Consider the following 25555-nt stretch of genomic DNA (forward strand, 5'->3'; position numbering starts at 1 on the left):
TGTGCGTTCGGGGTTTGTTTATTTGCGGCACAAACTCAGGCTAGGTGGGTGCGGGGGAGGGGACAAGGTGCGAGGCTTGGACGGTAGGTACCCGCCGACGCAGCTCCGGAGGACACGATGGGACGTGATGTGCCGGCCCTGGTGTTCACACGGGAGGACCGCCGTCGCTACCGGGAGAAGATGCACACCGACCTCGAGGTGCTGGCGCAGATGCTGCGCGAGTCCGGCTTCGAGAGCGAGCGCCCCCAGGTGGGGCTGGAGATCGAGCTCAATCTGGTCGACGACCACGGGCTCCCGGCGATGCGGAACACCGACGTGCTCCAGGCCATCGCGGACCCCGCCTGGTCGAGCGAGCTGGGCCGCTTCAACCTGGAGATCAACATCCCGCCGCGGCGGCTGACCGCCGGCGGACCCGGGGCCTGGGAGCAGGCGATCAGGGACGCCCTCAACCACGCCGAGGACCGCGCCGCCGCCGTCGGCGCCCACCTGATCATGGTCGGCATCCTGCCCACCCTGGGCGAGGCGCACGTGAGCGAGGCCGCGCTGTCCGGCGACCCCCGGTACCGGCTGCTCAACGAGCAGATCTTCGCGGCCCGCGGCGAGGACCTGCGGATCAGGGTCGACGGAGTGGAGCGCCTGTCGACGTACGCCGACACCATCACCCCCGAGGCGGCCTGCACCAGCACCCAGTTCCACCTGCAGGTCGACCCGAAGGAGTTCCCGCACTACTGGAACGCCGCCCAGGCCATCGCCGGCGTGCAGATCGCCCTCGCCGCCAACTCGCCCTTCCTGTTCGGCCGCGAACTGTGGCGCGAGACCCGCATCCCCCTGTTCGAGCAGGCCACCGACACCCGCCCCGAGGAGATCAAGGCGCAGGGCGTACGGCCCCGGGTGTGGTTCGGCGAGCGGTGGATCACCAGCGTCTTCGACCTGTTCGAGGAGAACGTGCGCTACTTCCCCGCCCTGCTGCCGCTGTGCGACGACGAGGACCCGCAGCGCGAACTGGACAGCGGCGGCGTGCCCCAACTGGGCGAACTGACCCTGCACAACGGCACCATCTACCGCTGGAACCGCCCCGTGTACGCCGTCACCGACAGCGGCCCGCACCTGCGCATCGAGAACCGGGTCCTGCCCGCGGGCCCCACCGTCGCCGACATCATCGCCAACGGCGCCTTCTACTACGGCCTGACCCGCGCCCTCGTCGACGAGGACCGGCCGGTGTGGACGCGGATGTCCTTCGCGGTCGCCGAGGAGAACCTGCACACCGCGGCCCGCGACGGCATCGACGCCCGCCTCTACTGGCCCGGCGTCGGCGAAGTCCCGGTCACCGAACTGGTGTTGCGGCGCCTGCTGCCCCTGGCCCACCGGGGCCTGGAGCTGGCCGGCATGGACGACCCGTGGCGCGAACCCCTGCTCGGCATCATCGAGCAGCGCTGTGTCACCGCCCGCAACGGCGCCACCTGGCAGGCCGAGACGGTCCACCACCTGGAGAAGGCCGGCGTCTCCGACCGGGGCGAGGCGCTGCGGCAGATGACCAGGACGTACATGGACTACATGCACATGAACGCGCCCGCGCACACCTGGCCCGTGGACTGACCCGGTCATGCGGGGCCGGCCGCGGCCCGGCCCCGCCAGACCCGCGCCGGCGTCAGCGGCACGGGCGCCGGCACCCGGGCCGTCGTCGTCAGCTCCACGCGCCGCCCCTCGGCCGCGGAGCGCAGCAGGGCGGTCATCGCCTCCAGGACGTGCAGGGCGAGTTCACCGTCGGCGCGCCGTCCCCCGGCGCTGAGGAAGTCGAGCAGCCCGACGCCCCGCGCGCCCTCCTCGTACCCCGCCGAGACCGGCAGGGCGCGCCACCGGGTGTCACCGAGGGCGTGGAGGCGGACCTCGCCGTCGAAGCGGTTCGGGTCGGGGACCGACAGGCTCGCCGACTCGCCGTGCACCTCGATCGGCGCGGCCGTGGTCGCCACCCCGTCGAAGCTCGTGGTGAGCGTCGTCAGCGCGCCGTTGTCGTGCTCCAGCACACCGCAGACATGGCTGTCCACCTCGACCGGTATGCGCTCGCCCGCGCGCGGACCCGAACCGATGACCCGCTCGGCGCGCAGCCGCCCGGCGGCCCCGATCACGGCCCGCACCGGGCCCAGCAGGTGGATCAGGGACGTGAGGTAGTACGGGCCCATGTCCAGCAGCGGACCGCCGCCCTCCGTGTAGTAGAAGTCCGGGTGCGGATGCCAGCGTTCGTGGCCCGGCGTGACCATCACGGCCGAGGCGGACTGCGGGTGCCCGATGCTCCCCGCCTCCACCGCCGCCCGGGCCGTCTGGACGCCCGTGCCCAGGACGGTGTCCGGCGCGCACCCCACCCCGACCCCCGCTGCCGCCGCCTCCTCCAGGACGGCCCGGGCCTCGGCGAACGTGGCGGCCAGGGGCTTCTCCCCGTAGACGTGCTTGCCGTGCCGGACGGCGCCCAGGGCGATCCCGGCGTGCGCCACGGGAACGGTCAGGTTGAGAACCGTGTCGACGTCCGGGCTGCTCAGCAGCGCGTCGACCGGCAGCGCCCGGGCTCCCGGCAGGCCGGCGGCGACGGCGGCCGAGCGGGCCGCGTCCAGGTCGGCGACCGCGGTGACGCGCACGGCGGGATGGCCGGCCAGCGTCTCGAGGTACGCCCGGGAGATGACCCCGAGCCCTACGACGCCGATGCGGTGCGCGTCGCCCACAGCATGCCCCTCTCGACGATGGTGCGGACTACCGGGGGGTGCTCCAGCACGTCGACGCTGTGCCCCGGCGTCGTCACCACGATCCGCCCGGCACCCCAGCGGCGGGTCCAGACCGCCGGGGACGTGACCGGCCGGTGCCAGGGCTGCCAGGGCCGGACGGGGTGGGTGGTGGTGGCGAGGACGTCGATGAGGTCGTCGTGCAGCACCCAGTACTGCTCGGTGTCCAGCGCGAAGTCCTCCAGGCCCGCGGTGACGGGGTGGTCGCGGCCGGCCGCGGTGAAGGCGACGGTGTGCGGCAGGAAGTTGTCCGCCGCCTCGCCCTTGCGCTCGCACGGTTCCTTGCCCGGGTGGGAGGCGAACTGGCCGCCCACCAGGTGGAGATAGTCGGAGCTGGCGCGGAACGAGTCGGCGATCCCGCCGTGCCAGCCGGTGAGGCCGGTGCCGGCGGCGACCGCCGCGCTCAGCCCCGCCACCTGCTCGGACGTGATCTGCGACATCGTCACGCACTGCACGACGAGGTCGGTGCCGGACATCACGGCGGCGTCGGCGTAGACGTCGGTCGACTCCTCGACCCGGACGAGGTATCCGTGGTCGCGGAGGAAGGGCAGGAACAGCTCCGTGGCCTGGACCGGCTGGTGCCCCTCCCATCCGCCGCGGACCACCAGGGCTCTTTTCTGCGTCATCGTGCACTCACTATGCGCGGACGCCCCGAGCCGCGAAAAGAGGGCCGGACCTCACGAAACTTTCGCGGACGAGGACCGTTTCGCGGACGAGGACCGTGCGGAGACCAGCCAGCAGGCCGCCGTGAAGCGCACCTGCGAGCCCTGGACGAACGGGTCGAAGGCGGGGCGCACCGTCTCGACGACCCGTGCGCGCGTCTGCTCGTCGGCCCCGGGGAGGATCGTGCCGAGCGGGCCGAGCCGGGTGAAGTACCGGACGAGGTCCTCCTCGGGGAAGGCGCACTCCACGTCGAGCGGCCGCAGCTCGATCCCGTCCCAGCCGCTGTCCGCCAGGACACGCCGCACCCGGTCCGGGTCGGCGAAGGCGAACTGGCCCGGCCCGTCCGGCCGGCGCGGCGGAAGCCCCGGCACGAACGGCGCGGCGGCGCGCTCGGCCGTCGTCATGTAGGGGTTCTCCTCCGGCCCGCGCCACACGACGAGCCGCAGCCCGCCCCCGTCGCGCACCGCCCCGCGGATGTTCGCGAAGGCCCGGACCGGGTCGTTGAAGAACATCACGCCGAAGCGGGAGACCACCGTGTCGAAGGAGCCCGGTTCGAACGGGTGCTCCTGCGCGTCGGCACGCAGGAAGGACGCCGGCACCCCCTCCTGGCCGGCACGCGCCCGGGCGGCGTCGATCATGGGCCCGGACAGGTCGATCCCCACGCACCGGCCGACCCGCCGGGCCACGGCCCGGGTGAGGGCGCCCGTCCCGCAGCCGACGTCGAGCACCCGGTCCGCCCGTTCGGCGGCCACGGCCTCGACGAGCAGGTCCTCGATGGGCCGGAACATCTCGTCCAGCACCGGCTGGAGGTCGACCCAGGCGTGGCCGGCGGGTCCGTTCCAGCGGGCGGCCTGTTCGTCGTCGGTCCTGCGCGAGGCGTCCATACCCGTCTCTCCTTCTGTAGTCCTCGTCCGCTGCTGCGTGCCGTCCGTACGGCAGGATGACAGCGTTCTCCTTCAAGTCGACTTGAGGTCAAGCCATGACGGAGCTGGACATCGCCGAGGTGGCGCACCGCGCCGGGGTGCCCGCCTCGACCCTGCGGTACTACGAGGAGAAAGGGCTCATAGCGCCGACCGGGCGGCGGGGCCTGCGCCGCCAGTACGACCCCGGCGTGCTGGAGCGGCTGGCGCTGATCGCCCTCGGCCGCACCGCCGGGTTCTCGCTGGACGAGATCGCGGGCATGTTCGGGCCCGACGGGCAGCCGGACATCGACCGGGAGATGCTGACGGCCAGAGCCGACGAACTGGACCGCAGGATCCGCGAACTGGCCGTGCTGCGCGACTCCCTGCGGCACGCCGCAGCCTGTCCGGCGCCGCGTCATCTGGAGTGCCCCACCTTCCGCCGCCTGCTCGACGCGACCGGGACCGGCCCTGCCGCACCACGGGAAAGGCGGGTCTCCGGGCGCCGACAGCCCTTCAGACCCCCACCGTCCGGGAGCGGCCCGGCCGCGCCCCGCAGCCACGCGGGGACGGCGCCCGCCGGGTCCTAGGATCCGCCGGACCCGTCTCCGTTCCCATCCCGTCCCCATCCCGTCCCCATCCCCGTCCCCGCCCTGTGCCGCCGCCCGTGGCCGCCGCGCTGTCCGGCCGCGCCCGGCCGCGCCGGAGGGGCGGGCCAAGGTCACGGCGTCGCGGCCGCGGGTGCGGTCGGGGTGGCGCGTTCCGCTGTGGGGCGCAGGGACCGGACGATGCGCCGCAGGGAGTCGGTCTCGCCGTAGCTGCCGGGACGCGTGACGACCGAACGGCCGTCCGGCGTGCGGGAGTGCACCGCGCCGTGATGGACCTGGCCCACCGGATGCAGGTCGGTGACGCGCAGCGCGTCCAGGACGCGGCGGGCGGTCTCGCCCCCGGTCAGGACCAGGTCGCAGTCGCGTGCCGCGTCGGCGACGGCGTGGGCGAGCGCGGCGACGAGCCGGCGGGCCAGGGCCGGGCCGGCCGTGCCGGTGACGCGGACGACGGTGACGGCGGCGGTCGGGGACTCCAGCCGCCGGGGCGAGCCCAGGAGTTCCTCTGTGGTGAGGGACACGTGGTGGGCGCCGTCCGCGAGGAGGTGGGCGATCTGCCCCCGGGCGGAGGGCTCGGCCGTCCCTACCACGACCAGCACCGGCCGGACGCCGCCGTCCGCGGGTGGGACAGCGGGGGAGGGGAAGGCGTCCGCGCCCGTCAGCCGCCCCACCGCGCCCGCCAGTCCGCCCGTGCCCAACAGCCTTACGCCCGGGCCCAGTTCCAGCGCCGCCGCGGCGACCGCGTCGAGGTCGGCCTCCGTCTCCGCGTCGCACACCGGGTGCCGCCCCTGCGCGAAACACGCACGCAGCGCGTCCCGCAGCGCCCCCGGCCCGCCGCGCACGGCCGTGAGCGGCACCGGTGCCGTCGGCAGGCCGCCGAGCGCGGCGGCGACCGAGGGCGGTGCCGGCCGGGTCTCGGCCCGCCAGGCGTCGGTCTCGTGCAGCGGGACACCGCGCAGGCGCACGACACCGTCGCGCACCGAACGCCCCGCCGGCGGTAGCGCCGTCGCGATCACCACGCCCCGGGCGTCCTGCGCGTAGGCGGCCGCCTCGGCGGCGAGGTTCCCCCGCAGCAGCGAGTCCACCTTCTTGAACAGCAGCGCCCCGGGCGGGGCGGTCAGCGTGACGTCGCGCACCGCCCGTGCCGCCTCGGCGGCCGGGAGCTGCCGGGAGTCCAGGTCCACGACGAGCGACTCACCGGGGGCGGGCGGCTCCGGCGCGCCGGCCGGCCCCAGCAGGATCCGGCCGGGCGAGCGCAGCGCCACCGCCGTCTCGGCGGCACCGGACAGATCGTCGGCCACGGCCAGCACCGGGCGGGCGGGGCCGCCGGGGCCGGATGCGGAGAGGGACAACGCGTACCTCCTCGGGCGGCCCGGTCGGACCGTCTCGGCCCACGATGATGACATGGGGTGCGTGAAGTGGACGAGGAACCCTGCGCACTTCGCGCAGGGACGCCCGTTCCGGCACGGCGTCCGCGCCCTCCCGCGGACCGGGCGCGAAAAACGTTCCACGCCCCGTCACGTTATACTTGCGGCGCCCATGACGGCCATCGTCGTGCCTGGTCGCACGGCTGCAACAGCGAGGGGGTGGACGCCGTTCCGGCACGCCCCGCCCGCATCCAGGACGTCGCTGCCGCCGCCGGCGTCTCGGTCTCCACGGTGTCGAACGTGCTCAACCGGCCCGAACGCGTCAACGCCCGCACCGCCGAACGCGTCCGCGTCGCCGTCGCCGAACTCGACTACGTGCCTCACCCCGGCGCCGCCGGTCTGCGCACCGGGCGCGCCTCCGCGATCGGGCTGGTCCTGCCCGACGTCACCAACTCCTTCTACGCGCGCATCGCCAGGGGCGCCGCGGACGCGGCCTACGACCACGGCTACTCCCTGGTCCTCTGCCACAGCGGGGACGCCCCGGAGCGGGAGCAGGGCTACTTCAGCATGCTCGCCGGGCAACGGGCCGTCGGCGTCGTCGTCGTGCCGCTGAGCGCCGACCCGGGCCGCCTCGCCCGGCTGCGCGAGCGGGGCATCCCGCTGGTCCTCGCCGACCGCGCGATGCCCGACCGGGAGGGCTGCTCGGTCTCGGTCGACGACATCGCGGGCGGCCGCATCGCCGTGCGGCACCTGCTCGACCGCGGGGCCCGCGACATCCTCGTCGTCAACGGCGAGCGCGGCATACGCCAGTGCGCCGACCGGTACCAGGGCGCCCGGCAGGCCGTGCGCAGCCGGCGGGAGGCGCGGCTGGACCAGGTGGTCGCCGAGCGGATGACGGTCGCGTACGGCACGGAGATCGCCCGCGCGCTGGAGGACCTGCCCGACGGGGTGTTCTGCACCAACGACTTCCTCGCGGCGGGCCTGTGCCGGGGTCTGGCCGAGCGGGGCGTACGCGTCCCGGAGGACGTCCAGGTCGTCGGCTACGGCGACCTCGACGTGGCGACGTTCGGGGCGACCACCCTGACCACGGTCCGGCAGCCGGTCGAGGAACTCGGCCGGGCGGCCGTCGAGATGCTCCTCGACGAGATCGAGGCCCGCGCGGACCACCTCCACGAGACCCGGGTCTTCGCCCCGGGCCTCGTCGTGCGCGACTCCACCCGGCCGCCCGCCGACGGCTAGACCCCGCCGCGCGGTTCCCGTCGCCCGGACGGCGGCCTCGCGGCACTCCGCAGCGTCACCGGCCCCATCAGCCCGGAGGACAGCTGGGACTCGAAGGCCCACTCCGTCGGCGTGGCCTCCGCGAGATACGGCGCCAGGGTGCCCCGTACGGTCACCTCCAGCCGGACGGTCCGGCCGGCTGCCCCGCGCAGCGGGAAGCGGTACGGAGCGCAGAACGCCTCCCCGGCGAACTCCCCGTCCACCGCCACCTCCACACTGCCCCGCACCCTCCCCAGATCCAGCACGGGATCGCTCCCCGGCGGCACCTCCACCAGCCGCGTGTACGTCACGCCCCCGCTCCACCCGCCCAGCCCCCGCTCGCGCCAGTCGCCCGGCGGCAGCGGCGCGGGCACCGTCCGTACCCGCACCGGACCGTGCCAGGCCGAGCCGCCGCGCAGGGTGGCCGTGGGCTCGGTGACCACCTCGACGCGGGTCGGCCTCCGCAAAGGCTGAGGGAGCGTCAGGTAAGGCTGGTGCAGCGGACGTTCCTCGGCGTCGCCCACACGGATCCGCGCGCGGAGTGCCAGCGGCAGATCGAGTGCGACCGTCCCCGCCGGCACGGTGAAGCCGAAGCGCTGCGGCAGGGCGTGGACGTCGTCGGTGGACCGCACCGGCCACACGGCACCGCCCGGCACCGGCCGGCCCGTGAGCCACGCGCTGTCCGGCAGCGGATGCGGCCGCACCACGGCGTGACAGTGCCGCAGCTCGCCCCGCCTGGTCCCGTCCTCGACGCTCACCCCTCGCCACGTGCCCGCCGCGGCCTCCCAGCCGGCGGCGCTGACCAGGGCCGTCACGTCGGTGTCCGACACCGCCACCAGGTCGACGAAGACCGCGTTCCCGGCCCCGGCACCCTCGGCCACCACCTCCACGGTGTGCTCGCCCGCCCCGAGTTCCGGCTCGTGGCGGAAGAACGCCGGCACCGCGCCCCAGTCCGCCTCGTAGTACTCCACCTTCTCCTGCCGCGCCACGACCTCCCCGTCGAGCAGCACGGTGACCGCCGGGGCGGCGCCCACGACCAGCACGGCCCGCGCCCCGCCGTGCGGGACCCGGAGCCGGGCGCCGTAGGTCACCCGCCCGTCCGCCGGGACGCCGTCGGGCAGCCGCATGAACCGCGGTCGCGGTCCCAGCCCGCCCGGATCGGACAGACAGAAGAAGCTGCCGAGCGGGGTGCCTGGGGTGGCTCCGATCGTCGTGGGCCGGTCCTGGGCGCCGGACAGTTCGTACTCCAGGACGTTGCGGGCGCGGGTGACCGTGACGCGGGCCGAGGCGAGGTAGCCGTCGCCGCCGGGCGACAGCCGTGTGCCGTTCCACCACACCCGCTTGCCGGCCTCCGCGCCGACGTGCAGCTCGGCAGGCCCCAGCCGGTCGGTCTCCACGATCGCCCGGACCCGGGCGGCCGTCCCGCCGCCGGGCACCGCGACCCGCACGAACTCCTCGTTCACCAGCCCCTTGAGACCCAGCAGCCCGCCCTGGTCCGGGATGCCGCGGCTCGACGAGTACACCCCGGTGTCCCAGCCGCCGCCGGGCGGCACGAGCGGCAGCTCACCGGCCAGGATCCGCTCGACGGACGCCCCGTCCAGCGGCTCGGGCAGCCGGGTCGCGGGCAGGGGCGGCAGGACCCGCACCCGGTTGCCGTACGTGGCCCGGATCCGCTCCCGGCCCGCCCCCTCGGTCCACTCCATGGTCCAGATCTGCGGCTCGTCCACGGGCGATCCCGCGGGCAGGGCCAGGTCGCCCCAGGTGTTGTCCATGGTGGGGACCAGCCGTCCCTGCCAGCCGGACGAGATGTCCACCACCCGGCTGACCGTGGCTGTGCCCGTGCCCGTGCCTGTGTCGGTGCCGGTGCCGGTGCCGGTGTCCGTGTCCGTGGCCGTGGCCGGCTCTGCGTCCAGGGCCGCGTCCAGGGCCGCGTTCAGGGCCGCGTCCGTGCCGACCCGCTCGGCGGCGGGCGCCGGGCGCTCCTCGCGCCACACGACCAGGACCGCCGGGGCGCCGTCCAGCGGTACCCCGATGACCGAGCCGGTGCCGTCGCCCGGGACCGTGACGGAGGCGGGAGAGCGGGAGCCGGTCGCCGGGTTCCAGACCTCGGCCTCGGCCACGGCGGCCCGCACGGTGACGCACGAGGCGTCGGCCGTGACCGGGGCGGGGCCGGGCCGCAGCGGATGCGAGCCGACCTCCGGGAACGCCGCCATGACCAGGGCGACCCCCATGTCCCCCTGCCGCCGCACCAGGAGCGGCACCTCACCCGTCGCGTGCCCGGCCGCGTCCGCGACCGCCTCCGCACCGGCCTGCGCGTCGCGCACCCGCTCCAGCCGGGGATGGTGCGCCAGGGCCTCGACGGCCGCGTCGTCACCGGACCGGCCGGCGGCCGTCGCGGGAGGGCGCCCCACGACCACGACCCGCCCGCCCGCGTCGAGCAGTTCCGTCAGCCGGCGCGCCGTCTCCTCCTCCAGCACGCTCGCCGAGGGCAGCAGCACCGCGGTGTACGCCAGGTCCCTGATCCGCAGGGCGCCGCCGGTGGCCTCGGCGCGCCGCACCGAGTCGTCGTCGACGACGTCGAAGGAGATGCCGTGCCGGTCGAGGGAACCGACGTGCGGCGAGAGCCAGTTGTTCGTGCCGCACAGGTCCAGGTAGTGCCGCTGCGTCTCGTCGGCGTCGGCGTGTCCGTCGCCCAGCCGGCCGTCGCCGAAGTGCCGGACGGGCGCGTCCAGCGGCAGGAGGGCCTGCAGGGTGGCGGTCGGGTGCAGCACCGCCACCTCGGCCGCGTAGCCACCCCACGACATGATCGAGCAGATCCGGGCCACGGCCCGGGAGAACGCCGGGTACTGCTTCCAGTAGGGCTGGCGCCAGTCGGTGGACGGCGGGGCCCACTCGAACCAGCCGCCCGCGGTGCCGAAGTAACTGGCGTGCGGGTTGTACAGGGTGGCGCCGCTGCGCAGGAACGGCAGCAGCCAGTGGTAGGTGTCCTCCAGCGTGCCGCCCCAGCCGGAGGAGTGGAACGCCTCGATCCAGACACGGTCGTGGCCGTAGATGTGGGCCATGGAGGAGTGCACCTTGGCGTCGCCGTGGTGGTCGCTGCCGGCGGCGCTGAACCAGCGGTGGGTGCGGAAGTAGTCGGTGTAGATCTGCGTCGACTGCGCCGGGTAGCCCGCGCGGGCGGGGTGGCTCTGGTCGCTGCCGAGCAGCAGGCCGCGCTCGCGGTGCCAGTCGGCGAGGGGACGGAACAGCGCCTCCTCGGTGAGCTCGGCGCGCACCGCGTAGTAGTCGGCGCGGATCTTCCCCTCCCGCACGCCGCCGTCCGTGCCGAACAGGGCCGGGAGGTGGTCGAGCAGGTCGTAGCCGCGCCGGGCGCGGAACTCGGCGGCGAAGCGGTGGCTCCAGGCGTTCGTGCCCGGCAGCTCGTCCTGGAAGCTGCCCGCGACGACGGTGCCCAGGTACCCGGGCACCCGGCGGTCGTACTCGTGGTGCACCGCGTCCATCAGCAGGCCCACGGCGTGCGGGTCCAGGTAGTCGAACGCGGTGGGGACGGCGGTGACGAGCCGCACCCCGGTGCCGTCGGCGGCCGCGACGCTCCCGTCCGGGGCGATGCCGAGCCGCCGGCCCCGCGCGCAGTACGCCGCCAACGGCTTCTCGGCGTGGCCCAGTTCGACCCGGCCCCGGCGGACTCCCGCCCAGCGGTGGCGCAGGGCGCGCCCGGCCGCCTCGGGATGGCGCCGGGTCACGGCGCCCTGCACATTGGCCCCGGAGAACCCGATCTGGTCGTAGAACCACAGACGCGTGCCCAGTTCACCGGCGATCTCGCAGGCGTCGGTGAAGCGCGCCCACCACTCCTCGCCGAACCACGCCGGATCGTCGGCCCGGGCGCCGAACGCCGGTCCCGCCGGGGCCAGGTTGATGACGACCAGGTCGTGGACGCCGCCGTCCGCGAACGCCCGCACCTGCCAGGCGAGACGGTCGCGGGTGACCTTCGCGCCGGACCACCACCACAGGGGGGCGGGGCCGAAGCCGCGGGGCGGATCGTCGAACAGCTGCCGGAGCGTGGGGGAGAGCACGGGGCACGGTCCTTCCCCTAAAACGTTTTCAGGCTTCCGTCACCGTAGGCGACCTGGGGCCTGCACACCAGATCCGGGGACGGGCGCAGGGCGGCGGGACGTCCTGTCACGCACTCGTGCGCGACACCTTGTTGCAACGTTTTAAGCGCCCTATATTCGCTGCGACCAGGCCCTCCCGAACCGCGCTGTCCCCGACGAGGGAGTCGCATCATGGCCGGTACCCGCCCCATCCCGAAACAGCTCTGGAAGGCCGCCGCGCTGTCGGGCATGGCCTCCTATCTCGACGCCGGGCTGATCGTCAGCATCTCCGTCAACCTGGCCATCTACCGCGACAGTTACGACATGGGCGTGTGGATGGCCGGGGCGATCAGCGCGATCGTCACCGGCTGCATCGCCGTGGGAAGCCTCGTCGGCGGACGGCTCGCCGACCTCTTCGGCCGCCGCCGCGTCTACAACTGGGACATCTTCTGCTTCGCCCTCGGCGCGATCGTCATCACCCTCGCGCCCGACGACATCACCCTGCTGGCCGGCGTCCTCGTCGCGGGCCTCGCGGCCGGTGCCGACCTGCCGACGTCGCTGGCCGTGGTCTCGGACGCCGCCCCCTCCTGGGCACGGGGCCGCCTCGTGGCCTTCACGCAGGTCATGTGGATGCTGGGCATCGCCGTCGCCATCCTGCTCGGCTTCGTGCTGTCCACCACCGGCATGACCGGAGCCCGGCTCATCACCGGGCAGCTGGCCGTCGCCGCGCTCGTCACCTGGGCGTTCAGGTCCCGGCTGAAGCTGCCCGGGCACCACGACGCCTCCGGGACGGACAGGGAAGCCGCCGCCCCCGAGGGCATCTCCCTGCGGAACGTGTGGACCCGGGCCGCCCTGCTGCCGATGACCGCGACGTTCGTCTTCTACGTCACCTGGGGCCTCGGCGCCAACACCTTCGGCCAGTTCGGCACCTATCTGCTCGTCACCGTCAGCGACGCCTCCCAGAGCCTGGCCACCGGCATCAACCTGGCCTTCATCCCGATCGGCGTGCTGCTGACCTTCGCCTTCGTCCGCGTCGCCGACAGCCCCTGGCGGGACCGGCTGTTCCTGCTGGCCGCCGTGGTGCAGATCCTCGCCTTCGCCATCGCCTCGCTGACCGCCGGCGCCCTCGCCGGGATGCTCGTGTTCTTCGTGCTCTACCAGCTCTCCAACCCCTTCGCGGGCGAGGCCAACTACAAGGTCTGGTCCCAGCTCACCCTCCCCGCGGACACCCGCGGCACCACCCAGGGCCTCACCTACGCCCTCTCACGCGGGGTCTTCGCGGTCGCCGCGTTCTTCACCCCGGCCCTCGCCGACCACAGCCCGGCCGTGCTGCTCTGGTCGATCACCGCCTGCATGACCGCGGCGGCGTTCGCGGGCGTGTTCATCACCCGGGTCCTGGTCCCGCGTTCCCCCGGCGCGGTGCCGGACAGCGCGGACCTGCGCGTCCCCAGCCCCTGAGCCGCCGCCGGCCGACACCACAAGGAGCCCCGACCATGGCAACGACCGCGGACCGCCAGGCCGTTCGCACCGCCGCCCTGCACGAGCTGCTGCCACCCGTCACCCGCCGCCGCACCCGCGTCGGACTGGTCGCCGGCGGACTCGGCACCTACTGGCCGCAGTTCCCCGGACTCCTGCCGCAGCTCAAGGAGTCGGCCGCCTACGTCGCCGAGCGGCTGCGCGCCATGGACACGGAGGTGACGGACGCCGGGTTCGTCTCCGACGCGCAGGAAGGGGCCCGCGCCGCCGAGCAGTTGCGGCGCGCCGACTGCGATCTCATCGTGCTGTTCCTGACGACGTACCTCACCTCGTCGATGGTGCTGCCGATCGCCCGGCGTGCGCACACCCCGGTCCTGGTCGTCGACCTCCAGCCCACCGAACGGATGGACCACGCCACCTTCGACACCGGCGCGTGGCTGGCCTACTGCGGGCAGTGTCCGGTGCCCGAGGTCGGCAACGTCTTCCGGCGGGCCGGCATCCCCTTCCGGTCGGTCTCCGGCTGGCTGCGGCAGGAGTCCGCCTGGCGGCGCGTCGAGCGGTGGATCCGGGCCGCGCACATCCGTGCCGCGCTCCGGCACGCCCGGCACGGCCTCATGGGGCACGTGTACCCCGGCATGCTCGACGTGCAGACCGATCCGACCCTGCTGTGCACCACGTTCGGCTCGCACGTGGAGGTGCTGGAGTTCGACGACCTGCGGCACCGTGTGGAGCGGGTGACCGAGGCCGAGACGCGGGAACGCATGGCGCTCGCCCGGCAGGTCTTCACCCTCGACGACAGCGTGGTGGAGGAGGACTTCGCCTGGGGCGCCACCGTGTCCGTCGCCCTCGACCGGCTCGCCGAGGACTTCGCGCTCGACAGCCTCGCCTACTACCACCGCGGCCTCGACGGCGAACAGCACGAGCGGCTCGGCGCCGGCATGATCCTGGGCGCCTCCCTGCTCACGGCCCGCGGCGTGCCCGCGGCCGGCGAGTACGAACTGCGCACCTCGGTCGCCCAGCTCGCCTCCCAGAGCGTCGGGGCCGGAGGGTCCTTCACCGAGATCCAGGCCCTCGACTTCCAGGACGGCGTGGTCGAGATGGGCCACGACGGGCCCGCCCACCTCGCGGTGAGCGCCCGCGACCCCCTGCTGCGCGGGCTCGGCGTCTACCACGGCAAACGCGGCTGGGGCGTGAGCGTCGAGTTCGACGTCCGGCACGGGCCCGTGACCCTGCTCGGACTCGGCCAGGACGCCGACGGCACCCTGGCCTTCGTCACCTCCGAGGGCACCGTCGTCCCCGGACCGCACCTGGAGATCGGCAACACCACCAGCCGCGTCGACTTCGGCCGCGACCCCGGCGAGTGGGTCGACGCGTGGAGCGCCACGGGAGTGGGCCACCACTGGTCCCTCGCGGTGGGCCACCACGCCGCGGACTTCGCGGCGGCGGCGAGTCTGCTGGGCATCGACCACCGGCACGTGTGACGGCCGCGCGGGCCGCCGCCCCTGGGAGTGGCTGATCGGGGAGGGGCGTGCCACCGGCGCCCGGGCAGGCGGGCCCATGGGTGTCACGCCCGCCCGGAGATGGGTGACGGCACCGATGGTCACCGTCCCGGTGCCCGTGTGAGGCTGGCAGCGTCGCCGAGGTACTCGCGCCGGCCGCCATGGCCGCGGTCCCGGACGCGCCGCACGGCGCCCGACACCTCCCCGTCGCACCCCCCTCGAAGGAGGAGCCCCTATCCGTCCCCGCAAGGTGAAACGATCCACCTCCCGCGCGTCCACGAAGGCGGTGACCCGTGGGACACGCTGACAGCCTGCTCGCCATGGGCGGCGCCTTCCTCGCCGCCGCGTTCCTGGCCCGCCTCGGCGGCAGGATCGGACTCCCGACGATCCCCCTGTTCATGCTCGCGGGCATCCTGCTCGGCCCGCACACCCCCGGCCTGGTCATCGTCGAGGACGCCCACGACTTCGAGATGCTCTCCGCGCTCGGACTCGTGCTGCTGCTGTTCTACCTGGGCCTGGAGTTCCACCTCGACGACCTCAGGAGCGGCGGCCGGCGCCTGCTGACCGCGGGCGGCATCTACCTGCTGCTCAACGTCGGCGCGGGACTGGGCTTCGGATTCGCCCTGGGCTGGGGCGTCCGGGAGGCGCTCGTGCTCGCCGGCGTCCTGGGGATCTCCTCGTCCGCCATCGTCACCAAGATCCTCATCGACCTGGGCCGCATCGGCCGCCCCGAGACGCGCCTCATCCTGGGCGTCATCGTCGTGGAGGACATCTTCCTCGCGCTGTACCTCGCCGCGCTCCAGCCGGTCATCGGCGGCGCCCGGAGCGCGGGCGACATGGCCCTGCAGGGTGCCAAGGCCTTCGGCTTCCTCCTCCTGCTGGCCGCCGCGGCCCGCTACGGCACCCGCCTGGTCGGGCGCCTGATCGCCACCCGCGACAACGAACTGCTCGTCATCAGCTTCCTCGGCGCGGCCGTCCTCGTCGCCGGGATCTCGGAGACCCTCGGCGTCGCCGACGCCATCGGCGCGTTCATGGTCGGCCTGATCCTGGCCGGCACCCCCTCCGGACCACGCGTCCGCGACCTGGTGCATCCGCTGCGCGACGCCTTCGCGGCCATCTTCTTCTTCGCCTTCGGCCTGTCCATCGACCCCGGCGACATCCTGTCCGTCGCCGGCCCGGTCACCGCGGCGGCCGCCCTCACCGTCGTCATGAACGTCGCCGCGGGACTGCTCGTCGCCCGCGTGTACCGCTACGGCACCGAGCCCGCCGCCGAGATCGCCACCACGCTCGTCGCCCGCGGCGAGTTCGCGCTGATCCTGGCCGCCATGGCCGCCTCGGCGGGACTCGACGACCGCCTCGCTCCCTTCATCGCCGGATACGTCCTCGTGCTCGCCGTCCTCGGCCCCATCGCCGCCGGACGCGCCCACCTGCTCGCCCGCGCGCTCACGGTCGGCCAGGGGCTCCTGCCCGGCCGCAGGGCCTCCTCGAACGCCGGCCCGGCCGGGGGAGCGGGGGACGCCCCCGGGCGCCGCCCTGAGGACGACGACGGCGAAGCCACCGCCCCCCAGCCCGCCGAGGCCGAGCGCTAGCGCGCCGCCGCCCGGGCGGCGCGGCCGCCTCCGGGCCCAGCCCGTCCCTTCACGCTCGGTGACCGTCCTCGCGGCCTGCGCGCGGCGCGGCCCGGCGCCATCGGTGACGCCACCCATCTCCGGAGCGAACACCCGTGTCCCCGTTGGGCGTTCGTGGGGTGCGGGCACCGGGAAGGATGAGGGGTGGGCCCGATGGCGGACGCCTCCGCAGGGGGGAGACGCTGGAGCCCCGGTGAGACGGCCGCGGCAGGCCGCCTCCCTCCGCAGCGCGACACCGCCCGGCACCCCGGACTCGCCATGGCCTCGGCCTTGCCCTGCCCGGACGCGGCCGGGTCCGGGAAGGAGTAGCCGTGCCCCCGTCCGAAGAGGAACGTCTGGTGGCCCTCGCCGCACGACTCGAACGGGAGGACCCCCGTTTCGCCCACGCCCTGAGATCCGGTCGCCCCGTCCGACCCCGGGAGTACCGCCGCACCGGCGCCTGGTGGGCCCTGGCGTTCGGGGTGGCCGTGCTGGCCTGCGGTATCGCCCTGGCCCAGGGGCTGCTCATCGCCGGCGGGCTGGTCCTCGTCGGGATGGCGGGCCAGCTGGTCGACCCGGACCCGGCCCGCCCGGCACTGCGGGGCCCGGGCCCCGGTGAGCCGGGCGGACGTCGGGACGGCTGAGCGACGGCCCAGGTCAGCGGCGGTTTCACCGGCCCGGGAGCGCGGCAGCGGCGAGCCGGCCGGGTGCCTGGTGCGGTGCGCTCTGCCGCCGTCCGGGTGGGGTCGTAACCCGTGTGAACGACCCGGATGGTGAGACGGCCCGGAGTGACTGACGGTGGTTCACGTCGAGACCGGGTCTCGTGAGCTGGCGAGGCGTCAGCTGCCCGGTCCGCGACGGAAGGACTCACCGATGCGTTCTGCCCGCACGCTGCTCGCGACGGCCACGGCCACCGCCGCCCTCGCGATCGCCGCGCCCGCTGCCTACGCCGAGGCGATGGGCGACTGGGACCACGACACCTCTTCCTACAGCAAGGAGCACCACAAGGACGGCAAGCACCACAAGCCGCACGGCGGTATGCACACCGGCGGCGGAGCCCTGACCGCCGCCGACGCCGGCGACGAGTGGGAAGACGCCCGGCACGACAAGGACGGCTACGGCAAGGACGGCTACGGCAAGGACGGCTACGGCAAGGACGGCTACGGCGACAAGCACGACGAGTACGGCAAGCACCACAAGGACGGCAAGCACCACAAGGACGGCAAGCACCACAAGCCGCACGGCGGCGTGCACACCGGCGGCGGTGCGCTGGCCGCGGTGGGCGCGGACGGCGGCTGGGGCGACTCGGACGGTGGCAAGGAGGGGTACGGCGACAAGCGCGAGGACCACGGCAAGGACGGCTACGGCGACAAGCACGACGGGTACGGCAAGCACCACAAGGACGGCAAGCACCACAAGGACGGCAAGCACCACAAGCCGCACGGCGGTATGCACACCGGCGGCGGTGCGCTGGCCGCGGTGAACGCCGACGACGAGTGGGAAGACGCCCGGCACGACAAGGACGGTGGCAAGGACGGCCACGGCAAGGACGGCTACGGCGACAAGCACGACGAGTACGGCAAGCACCACAAGGACGGCAAGCACCACAAGCCGCACGGCGGCGTGCACACCGGCGGCGGCGCGCTGGCCGCGGTGAACGCCGACGACGACTGGGACAACCCCAAGCAGGACAAGGACGGCTACAAGGACGAGCACGGCGACGACCCGTGGGGCGGCAAGCAGGACGAGGACCCCTACGGCGACAAGCGCGACAAGGACGAGTACGGCGGCAAGCACGAGGAGAACGGCAAGCACGAGGAGAACGGCAAGCACGAGGAGAACGGCAAGCACGAGGAGAACGGCAAGCACGAGGAGAACGGCGACTACGAGCACGGAAAGCACGAGGAGAACGGCGACTACGAGCACGGAAAGCACGAGGAGCAGGGCAAGCACGAGGAGCACGGCAAGCACGACGACCACGACAAGGGCTCCTGGCACGGCAAGCACGACAAGCCGCGCGGCGGCATGCACACCGGCGGTGGCGGTCTGGCCACGTCGTCGGGCGTGACCACCGGCGGACTGGCGGTCCTGGCGGTCGCCGGCACCGGCCTGTACGCGCTGCGCCGTCGGAGGGCCTCGAACGGCGCGGCATGACCGATGCCTGACGCCCTACCCGCCGCGGCCGCCGCACGTGCCCCCCACGTTGCGGCGGCCCGGCCCGTCCGCCCCCGTGCCATGACCACTGCCCCGCCCGATCCGCTGCCGTGCCCGAATGAGGTGGTCCTTGATGGCAGCCAGTCCCCCCTCCCCGCTCGACCCCGGCCCCGCCCCGTCCCGGCGGCGGCTGCGCAGGGCCGTGACCGTGCTGTGGGTCGCGGCCGCCCTGGCCCTGGTCGTCAGCCTGGTCTCCGGCCGTGGTGACCCGTCCGACGCCGGAGGCCCGCCGCACGCCCCGCCGGCCGTTGCGCCGGCCGCCCCGTCCGCGCCCGACGTGCCCACCGCGTCGCCGACGCCGCGGCGGTCCGCCGCTGCCGAAACCGGCCCGCGTCTGCCACGGTCCCGGCCGGTCCGCCTGCTCATCCCCAAGATCGCGGTCGACGCGCCCTTCACCGACCTCGCCATCGGCAGCTCGGGCCAGCTGGATCCGCCGCCCGCCGACGACATCAACCTGGTCGGCTGGTACGCCAAGGGCCACACGCCCGGCGAGGCCGGGACGGCGATCATCGCCGGGCACGTGGACACCGCCACGTCGCCGGCCGTGTTCGCCCGGCTGAGCGAACTGAGGAAGGGCGACCGCTTCCACGTGGCGCGGGCCGACGGCAGCCGGGCCACGTTCGTGGTCGACGACACGGAGTCCTTCGAGAAGGACGACTTCCCCAGCGAGCGCGTCTACGGCGACACCCCCGACGCGCAGGTCCGCCTCATCACCTGCGCGGGCGACTACGACCGGCAGGCCCGGGACTACACCGAGAACCTCGTCGTCTTCGCCCACCTCGTCTGACGTCCCGGGCCTCCGGCCTGACTTGGTGTTTTAGAGTGACTGCCACCAGTTCAGGCGACTGTGGGACCTGTGAGGGATTCGCGAACCATGACGACCGAAACGTTTGAGTTCCAGGTAGAGGCCCGTCAGCTGCTCCAGCTGATGATCCACTCGGTCTACTCGAACAAGGATGTCTTCCTGCGCGAGCTCGTCTCCAACGCCTCCGACGCGCTCGACAAGCTGCGTCTGGAGAAGCTGCGGGACGACGCGCTGGACGCCGACGTGTCCGATCTGCACATCGGGATCGACATCGACAAGGAGGCCCGCACCCTCACGGTGCGGGACAACGGCATCGGCATGTCGTACGACGAGGTCGGGCAGCTCATCGGGACCATCGCCAAGTCGGGCACGGCCACCCTGCTGAAGGAACTGCGGGAGGCCCAGGACGCCGCCGGGGCCGAGGGGCTCATCGGGCAGTTCGGCGTCGGCTTCTACTCCGGCTTCATGGTGGCCGACGAGATGACGCTGGTGACGCGGCGCGCCGGCGAGAGCAAGGGCACCCGCTGGTCCTCGCGCGGCGAGGCCACGTACACCCTGGAGACCGTGGACGACGCCCCCCAGGGCACCTCCGTCACGCTCCACCTCAAGCCCGCCGACCCCGAGAACCAGCTCCACGACTACACCTCCCCGTGGACCGTCCGGGACATCGTCAAGCGGTACTCCGACTTCATCACCTGGCCGATCCGGATGGTCCCGGAGGCGGGCGACGGCGAGAGCACGCCCGAGCCCGAGACGCTGAACTCGATGAAGGCCCTGTGGGCCCGCTCGCGCGAGGAGGTGTCCGACGAGGAGTACCACGAGCTGTACAAGCACATCAGCCACGACTGGCGCGAACCGCTGGAGACGATCCGGCTCCAGGCGGAGGGCACCTTCGAGTACCAGGCCCTGCTGTTCGTGCCCTCGCACGCCCCGCACGACCTGTTCACGCGGGACTTCCGGCGCGGTCTCCAGCTGTACGTCAAGCGCGTCTTCATCATGGACGACTGCGAGGAACTGCTGCCGCCCTACCTGCGCTTCGTCAAGGGCGTGGTGGACGCGCAGGACCTCTCGCTGAACGTCTCCCGCGAGATCCTCCAGCAGGACCGGCACATCCGGATGATGCAGCGCCGGCTGACCAAGAAGGTGCTGTCCACGGTCAAGGACTTCATGACCAAGGACACCGACCGCTACGCCGCGTTCTGGCGGGAGTTCGGCACGGTCCTGAAGGAGGGCCTGGTCACCGACTCCGAGAACCGCGACGCCATCCTCGCCGTCTCCTCGTTCGCCACGACGCACGGGGACGAGCCCGCCACCCTCGCGCAGTACGTGGAGCGGATGAAGGACGGCCAGGACGACATCTACTACATCACCGGCGAGTCCCGGCAGGGCATCGAGAACTCCCCGCACATGGAGGCGTTCCGCGACAAGGGCATCGAGGTCCTGCTGCTCACCGACCCCGTCGACGAGGTGTGGGTCGACGCCGTCGGCGAGTACGAGGGCAGGAAGCTGCGGTCCGTCACCAAGGGCGAGATCGACCTGGGCGCCGAGGGCGAGGAGAAGGCCGGCGAGGAGCGGGAGAAGCAGGCCGAGGAGTACGCCGGCCTGCTCGGCTGGATGCGCGAGCGGCTGGACGACGACATCAAGGAGGTGCGCCTGTCGAACCGGCTCACCGTCTCCCCGGCCTGCGTCGTCTCCGACGCGCACGATCTGACCCCGGCCCTGGAGAACATGTACCGGGCGATGGGCCAGGAGGTGCCGCGCACCAAGCGCATCCTGGAGCTCAACCCCGGCCACCCGCTGGTCAAGGGCCTGAACCAGGCCTACCGGGAGCGCGAGGACCGCACGGAGCTGGCCGAGTCGGCCGAACTGCTGCACGCGCTGGCGGTGCTCGCCGAGGGCGGTCAGCCGAAGGACCCCGCCACGTTCGTCAGGCTGGTGGCCGACCGCCTCGAGCGCACGCTGTAACGGGGGTCCGGATCAGGGGCGGTCCGGGGCGTCCGCCGCCCGCGCGCCGGGCGGTGTGGTGCCGGTGCCGGGCGGGACGACCTCGCCCCGGACCACCCGCGGCGCGGGGCCCGTGCCCGCCTCCTCGTCCTTGGCGGCGCGCGCCTCGGCCTTGAGGATGCGGGCCGCCTTGCCGGCCGAACGCGTCAGCTCGGGGAGCTTCTTCACCCCGATGACCGCTATGACGACGATGAGGATGATCGCGAGTTCGCTCAGTCCGAACATGGTGTCCTGTCCTTTCCGGCCCGGGCCGGGCACGGCGTGAGCGTACCGGGCGTGGAGCACGGCGTGATCGCCGCGCCGGGACGGCGGAGCAGGTGCCGGCGCAGGTGCGGCAGCATGCCGTGGTCCAGCAGCGCCCGCCGCCACAGCAGGCGGGCGTGCTCCACCTGGTCGGGCGCCGGGGAGACGGCGCGGCGGCGCACGGCGGTGTGCAGCAGTGCGGCCAGGGCGACCAGGCCGGTCACGGCCGCGACGAGAGCGAGGGTCCAGCCGGCGGTCGTGAGCGACCCGGGCAGCGGGCCCGCCGCCCCCGCGAGGCGGAGCACACCGCCGAGCAGGAGCAGGGCCGCCGCTGCCGTGGCGGCCACGAGCGGCGTGAGCACCGCCAGGGCGGCCGGCACACCGCCCGCGCCGTTCGGCTGCCCGTCGCCCTGCCGGGCCGCCCGCCGTACGGCCAGGTAGTCGCGGTACGTCTCGCCGGCCGCCGCGTTGACGGCGTCGGCGTGGGCGAGCGCGTGGGCGCGCAGGTGCGTGGCGCCCCGGCCGGCGGGGTCGGGGCGCAGGGCGTCACGGATGTCCGCGGCGCGCAGCGCCTGGTGCAGTACCGCCTCGAAGTCGGCGCGGTCCTCCGGCCGGAGGCGGAGCGCTCGGGTCACATGATCTCCCGGTCGGTCGTCACGGGGCGCCGCCGGACCCGCCGTGGCGCCGGCGGGTCCGGCGGCGCGAACGGTGCGGGTCAGACGTTCACGCCGAAGTCGGTGGCGATGCCGGCCAGTCCGGAGGCGTATCCCTGGCCGACGGCGCGGAACTTCCACTCGGCGCCGTGGCGGTAGAGCTCCCCGAAGACCATCGCGGTCTCGGTGGAGGCGTCCTCCGACAGGTCGTAGCGGGCGATCTCCGCGCCGCCGGCCTGGTTGACGACCCGGATGAAGGCGTTGCGGACCTGGCCGAAGCTCTGGCCGCGGTTCTCGGCGTCGTGGATGGAGACCGGGAACACGATCCGGTCGACCTCGGCGGGTACGGCGGCGAGGTCGACCTTGACGGTCTCGTCGTCGCCCTCGCCCTCGCCGGTGAGGTTGTCGCCGGTGTGCTCGACCGAGCCGTCGGGGCTCTTGAGGTTGTTGTAGAAGACGAAGTGGCGGTCCGAGGGCACCTTGCCGGAGGCGTCCAGGAGCAGGGCGGAGGCGTCGAGGTCGTAGTCGGTGCCGGTGGTCGTGCGGACGTCCCAGCCCAGACCGACCAGGACGGCGGTGAGGCCCGGCGCCTCCTTGCTGAGCGAGACGTTGCCGCCCTTGGACAGGGAAACTCCCACGGGACACTCCTTGTTGACGTGTGCGGTGTCGTGCGTTCTTGGCTCGCACATCGAATCTACAGCACTGTAGAAGGTGAGGGGCCGGTCCGGCCGGGTCTATACGATGTCCGCACGGGCAACGCAGGGCGGCGGAAGGGAGACAGGACGGTGACGGATCCCCGGCAGCGTCCCCGGCGGGGGCAGGGCGAGCTGGAGGCGCTGGTGCTGTCGGCGCTGCGGGAGGCGGAGGGCCCGGCCACGGCCGGCTGGGTGCAGGAACGCCTCGGCGGTGACCTCGCGTACACCACGGTGATCACGATCCTGACCCGGCTGCTGGGCAAGGGGGCGGTCACCCGGGAGCGGGTCGGCCGGTCCTTCGCCTGGACACCCGCCGCCGACCAGGCGGGCCTGGCCGCCCGCAAGATGCGCAAGGTGCTCGACGCCGAGAGCGACCGCTCGGCCGTGCTGGCCAGCTTCGTCACGGGCCTCGGTCCGGACGACGAGCGGCTGCTGCGCGACCTGCTGGAGCAGGACCGCCGCGACGGGGAAGACTGAGGCCCCATGGGCGTCTTCGTCTTCCTGCCGCTGGTCCTGCCGCTCACGGCCTGGCCGGTCGCGCGCCTCGCCGAACAGCATCTGCACCCGCGCACCGCCACCCGGCTGCTGACCGGGCTGGCCGTGGTGCTGGCGCTGTGCAGCACGGTGTGCCTCGGGCTCGTCATGGTGGTCGGCACGGCGCAACTGCCCGGCAACCCGCTGCCCGACGGCTGGTCGGACCCCGAGGTGCGGGCGGCCGTCCCGTACGACGAGGTCGTCGGCAAGGCGGCGATTCCCGCCCTGTGCGCGGTGCTGGCGGCCTGCTCCCGCACCCTGTGGCGGCACGCCCGGGTGCGCCGCCGGGCCCACCGCGCGCTGACGGGGCTGCCGGACACCGAGGTGGCGGTGCTGCCGGACGCCGTCCCGTACGCGTACGCCCTGCCCGGGTGGCGCAGGGGCGGCGGCCGGACGGGCCGTGTCGTGGTGACCACGGCCTTGCTGGACCGGCTCGGACCGGCCGAGCGCCGGGCCCTGTTCGCCCACGAGCGGGCGCATCTCGCCGCCCGGCACGACCGCTTCCTGCTCGCCGTGCAACTCGCCGCCCGCGCCAATCCGTTCCTGCGGCCGCTGGGCACCGCCGTGGCGTACACGACCGAGCGGTGGGCGGACGAGGAGGCGGCCCGGGCCGTCGGCAGCCGCCGCACGGTGGCGCGCGCCATCGGCACGGCCGCGCTCGTCTCCCGCGGCACCCCGGCGCCCACGTTCGCGGGACTCGCCGCACCCGGGCCGGTGCCGCGCCGGGTGGCGGCGCTGCTCGGCCCCGCGCCCGCCGTGCGCACCTGGCCCCCGGTGTCCACGTCGGTGGGCCTGGCGGCGTGGGGCGCTGCCGCGGGAACCGCGGTGTCGGCGATGTCCTCGGCCAACTCGGCCGTGACGATGGTGCTCATCCTGCACGCGGCGACGCCCCTGTGACGAGGAGGTCCCCGGCGCCGAGGCCCCTGGCGTGATCCGGGGCGGCGCAGGGGCGTGCCGGGGGCCGCACGGTTGCCGCGGCCCGGAGCGGTTCCGGTCGATGTCCGGCGCTCATCCGCCCGCGTCGCCGCACGTCACCGTGCCGGACGGCGGACCCGGTCAGCCGCGCACCACCCGCTGCTCGTGTCCGTCCCGGCGGAACGCCCACGCCATCTCGGGCTCGACGACCGAGCGGAACAGCCGCCGCACGGGCGAGGTGCACAGCGCGGTCACCAGCAGCGCGGCCGCGGCCGTCACCACCAGCGCGCCCACGGGCCGGTGGACCCACGCCGGGTCGTACCAGCCCCAGAACTTGGAGCCCTGGGCGACGAAGCCGTGCAGCAGGTAGCCGTACAGCGTGCCCGCGCCCAGCGCGGTGAACCAGGCGCGGCGGCCGGGCGCCCAGGCGAGGAAGCAGGCCACCAGGACCAGCGAGCAGCCGAACGTGGCCAGCGTCATGAGCGGGCCGTACCAGGCGGGGGCGTCGAGTTCCGCGGCGCTGTCGCGGTGGTAGAACCAGGCGCCGGTCATCCGCGGCACCGCCCAGTAGGCCACGGCGAGCGCGGCGGCGAGGACCGGGACGGCGACGACCCGCACGGCCCGGCGGCGCACCAGCCGGAAGTGCTCGGGCCGCAGCAGCAGACCCAGCACGAAGTACGGCAGGAACTGCAGGGTGCGCTGCAGGTCGAGGTCGTTGCCGATGGACGGCGAGAGCGTCGCCAGCATCGCGACGACGAGGGCGACCGGCAGCGGCCACCGCACGCGCTGCCACAGGGGCGTGGTCAGCCGCCAGATGAACAGGGCGGCGAGGAACCAGGTCAGGTACAGCGGGTCCAGCAGGCTGATCGGGCGGTCCGGCTCCTGGTCGGTCCACCGGGTGAACAGCGTGTACGCCGTCTCGAAGACGACGTACGGAAGGGCGAGCCCCGTCAGGAGCCGCCTCAGCCGCCCCGGACTCGCGTCGAAGGAGCGGGAGAAATACCCGGAGACGATGATGAACGCCGGCATGTGGAAGGCGTACACCACCATGTAGAGCGCGCTGACCGTCCGGCTGCCGTCCCGCAGCGGCTCCCAGGCGTGCCCGATCGCCACCAGCACGACGGCCAGGTACTTCGCGTTGTCGAAGAAGGAGTCACGCCGTGCCGCGGGCTGAGCCGCCGGCCGCTCCTCCGTTCCCGTCCCGGCCGTCGTGACCGCGCGCAGGCGCAGGGTGTGCTCGCTCACCGGCCCCTCCAC

General features: G+C 74.0%; 20 protein-coding genes and 1 pseudogene. 12 read left to right on the top strand and 9 right to left on the bottom strand.

Annotated features, from left to right (window positions below; translation table 11 throughout):
* The first annotated feature begins 117 nt into the window (after positions 1–117).
* The gene (locus tag ABZY20_RS27540) at positions 118–1596 is read left to right on the top strand and encodes a glutamate-cysteine ligase family protein (RefSeq protein ID WP_356444630.1); all 1479 of its coding nucleotides are present in this window, start codon (positions 118–120) and stop codon (positions 1594–1596) included.
* Between the two features lie 5 nt (positions 1597–1601).
* Here ABZY20_RS27540 and ABZY20_RS27545 read toward each other — a convergent pair whose 3' ends face one another.
* Genes ABZY20_RS27545 through ABZY20_RS27555 form a run of 3 tightly spaced genes read right to left on the bottom strand, consistent with a single transcriptional unit; the run spans position 1602 to position 4318 of the window.
* Positions 1602–2714 (bottom strand): Gfo/Idh/MocA family oxidoreductase, encoded by a 1113-nt coding sequence (locus ABZY20_RS27545; protein ID WP_356444632.1) that lies wholly within the window; start codon positions 2712–2714, stop codon positions 1602–1604.
* A complete protein-coding gene (locus ABZY20_RS27550) occupies positions 2684–3397 on the bottom strand; it encodes a ThuA domain-containing protein (RefSeq protein WP_356444634.1) in 714 nt (237 codons plus the stop codon). The genes ABZY20_RS27545 and ABZY20_RS27550 overlap by 31 nt, the downstream gene beginning before the upstream one ends.
* A 51-nt stretch (positions 3398–3448) precedes the next feature.
* Complete coding sequence (locus ABZY20_RS27555; protein WP_356444636.1) at positions 3449–4318, bottom strand: class I SAM-dependent methyltransferase; 870 nt, start codon at positions 4316–4318, stop codon at positions 3449–3451.
* Positions 4319–4413: 95 nt separating this feature from the next.
* On the opposite strand from ABZY20_RS27555, the pseudogene ABZY20_RS27560 reads away from it, so the two are divergent.
* Positions 4414–4791 (top strand): annotated as a pseudogene (locus ABZY20_RS27560) (helix-turn-helix domain-containing protein); the annotation flags it as partial.
* A 263-nt stretch (positions 4792–5054) separates the two neighbouring features.
* Here ABZY20_RS27560 and ABZY20_RS27565 read toward each other — a convergent pair.
* Positions 5055–6290, bottom strand: coding sequence for a four-carbon acid sugar kinase family protein (locus tag ABZY20_RS27565; protein ID WP_356444638.1), 1236 nt, complete (start codon positions 6288–6290; stop codon positions 5055–5057).
* Between the two features lie 234 nt (positions 6291–6524).
* On the opposite strand from ABZY20_RS27565, the gene ABZY20_RS27570 reads away from it, so the two are divergent.
* Positions 6525–7544: a LacI family DNA-binding transcriptional regulator gene (locus ABZY20_RS27570; RefSeq protein WP_356444640.1), complete on the top strand. Its 1020-nt coding sequence runs from the start codon at positions 6525–6527 to the stop codon at positions 7542–7544.
* Here the strand turns inward: ABZY20_RS27570 and ABZY20_RS27575 are convergent.
* Positions 7541–11635, bottom strand: coding sequence for a glycosyl hydrolase (locus tag ABZY20_RS27575; protein ID WP_356444642.1), 4095 nt, complete (start codon positions 11633–11635; stop codon positions 7541–7543). The genes ABZY20_RS27570 and ABZY20_RS27575 overlap by 4 nt on opposite strands.
* A 210-nt stretch (positions 11636–11845) precedes the next feature.
* Between ABZY20_RS27575 and ABZY20_RS27580 the strand changes: the two genes are divergently transcribed.
* From ABZY20_RS27580 to htpG, 7 genes are all read left to right on the top strand, one after another.
* Positions 11846–13111 (top strand): MFS transporter, encoded by a 1266-nt coding sequence (locus tag ABZY20_RS27580; RefSeq protein WP_356444644.1) that lies wholly within the window; start codon positions 11846–11848, stop codon positions 13109–13111.
* A gap of 35 nt (positions 13112–13146) precedes the next feature.
* A complete protein-coding gene (locus ABZY20_RS27585; protein ID WP_356444646.1) occupies positions 13147–14610 on the top strand; it encodes an L-fucose/L-arabinose isomerase family protein in 1464 nt (487 codons plus the stop codon).
* A 311-nt stretch (positions 14611–14921) separates the two neighbouring features.
* On the top strand, positions 14922–16217 hold the full coding sequence (locus tag ABZY20_RS27590) for a cation:proton antiporter (protein WP_356444647.1): 1296 nt from the start codon (positions 14922–14924) through the stop codon (positions 16215–16217).
* A gap of 350 nt (positions 16218–16567) precedes the next feature.
* Positions 16568–16879 carry a DUF3040 domain-containing protein gene (locus ABZY20_RS27595; RefSeq protein WP_356444649.1) on the top strand — a complete coding sequence of 104 codons (312 nt, stop codon included), beginning with the start codon at positions 16568–16570 and terminating at the stop codon, positions 16877–16879.
* 229 nt (positions 16880–17108) lie between these two features.
* Entirely contained in the window at positions 17109–18389 is a 1281-nt protein-coding gene (locus tag ABZY20_RS27600; protein ID WP_356444651.1) for a hypothetical protein, read from the top strand.
* A gap of 133 nt (positions 18390–18522) precedes the next feature.
* A complete protein-coding gene (locus tag ABZY20_RS27605; RefSeq protein ID WP_356444653.1) occupies positions 18523–19236 on the top strand; it encodes a class F sortase in 714 nt (237 codons plus the stop codon).
* 87 nt (positions 19237–19323) lie between these two features.
* Positions 19324–21219, top strand: a complete 1896-nt coding sequence (gene htpG / locus ABZY20_RS27610) for a molecular chaperone HtpG (RefSeq protein WP_356444654.1) — start codon at positions 19324–19326, stop codon at positions 21217–21219.
* A 12-nt stretch (positions 21220–21231) separates the two neighbouring features.
* Here htpG and ABZY20_RS27615 read toward each other — a convergent pair whose 3' ends face one another.
* From ABZY20_RS27615 to ABZY20_RS27625, 3 genes are all read right to left on the bottom strand, one after another.
* Entirely contained in the window at positions 21232–21483 is a 252-nt protein-coding gene (locus tag ABZY20_RS27615) for a twin-arginine translocase TatA/TatE family subunit (protein ID WP_356444656.1), read from the bottom strand.
* Complete coding sequence (locus ABZY20_RS27620; RefSeq protein ID WP_356444658.1) at positions 21471–22136, bottom strand: hypothetical protein; 666 nt, start codon at positions 22134–22136, stop codon at positions 21471–21473. Before ABZY20_RS27620 ends, ABZY20_RS27615 begins: the two co-directional genes overlap by 13 nt.
* Before the next feature lie 80 nt (positions 22137–22216).
* On the bottom strand, positions 22217–22792 hold the full coding sequence (locus ABZY20_RS27625) for a TerD family protein (protein WP_356444659.1): 576 nt from the start codon (positions 22790–22792) through the stop codon (positions 22217–22219).
* A gap of 147 nt (positions 22793–22939) precedes the next feature.
* On the opposite strand from ABZY20_RS27625, the gene ABZY20_RS27630 reads away from it, so the two are divergent.
* On the top strand, positions 22940–23326 hold the full coding sequence (locus ABZY20_RS27630; protein WP_356444661.1) for a BlaI/MecI/CopY family transcriptional regulator: 387 nt from the start codon (positions 22940–22942) through the stop codon (positions 23324–23326).
* Between the two features lie 6 nt (positions 23327–23332).
* Positions 23333–24280 carry a M56 family metallopeptidase gene (locus tag ABZY20_RS27635; protein ID WP_356444663.1) on the top strand — a complete coding sequence of 316 codons (948 nt, stop codon included), beginning with the start codon at positions 23333–23335 and terminating at the stop codon, positions 24278–24280.
* Between the two features lie 159 nt (positions 24281–24439).
* On the opposite strand, the gene ABZY20_RS27640 is transcribed toward ABZY20_RS27635, so the two are convergent.
* Entirely contained in the window at positions 24440–25522 is a 1083-nt protein-coding gene (locus ABZY20_RS27640) for an acyltransferase family protein (RefSeq protein WP_356444758.1), read from the bottom strand.
* Positions 25523–25555 lie beyond the last annotated feature (33 nt).

The sequence above is a fragment of the Streptomyces sp. NPDC006624 genome, assembly GCF_040611555.1.
GTDB lineage: Bacteria > Actinomycetota > Actinomycetes > Streptomycetales > Streptomycetaceae > Streptomyces.

Coding starts and splice junctions, on each gene's coding strand:
- ABZY20_RS27555 (WP_356444636.1), bottom strand. CDS start 4,318: ATGGACGCCTCGCGCAGGACCGACGACGAACAGGCCGCCCGCTGGAAC.
- ABZY20_RS27550 (WP_356444634.1), bottom strand. CDS start 3,397: ATGACGCAGAAAAGAGCCCTGGTGGTCCGCGGCGGATGGGAGGGGCAC.
- ABZY20_RS27635 (WP_356444663.1), top strand. CDS start 23,333: ATGGGCGTCTTCGTCTTCCTGCCGCTGGTCCTGCCGCTCACGGCCTGG.
- ABZY20_RS27580 (WP_356444644.1), top strand. CDS start 11,846: ATGGCCGGTACCCGCCCCATCCCGAAACAGCTCTGGAAGGCCGCCGCG.
- ABZY20_RS27585 (WP_356444646.1), top strand. CDS start 13,147: ATGGCAACGACCGCGGACCGCCAGGCCGTTCGCACCGCCGCCCTGCAC.
- ABZY20_RS27605 (WP_356444653.1), top strand. CDS start 18,523: ATGGCAGCCAGTCCCCCCTCCCCGCTCGACCCCGGCCCCGCCCCGTCC.
- ABZY20_RS27600 (WP_356444651.1), top strand. CDS start 17,109: ATGCGTTCTGCCCGCACGCTGCTCGCGACGGCCACGGCCACCGCCGCC.
- ABZY20_RS27540 (WP_356444630.1), top strand. CDS start 118: ATGGGACGTGATGTGCCGGCCCTGGTGTTCACACGGGAGGACCGCCGT.
- ABZY20_RS27615 (WP_356444656.1), bottom strand. CDS start 21,483: ATGTTCGGACTGAGCGAACTCGCGATCATCCTCATCGTCGTCATAGCG.
- htpG (WP_356444654.1), top strand. CDS start 19,324: ATGACGACCGAAACGTTTGAGTTCCAGGTAGAGGCCCGTCAGCTGCTC.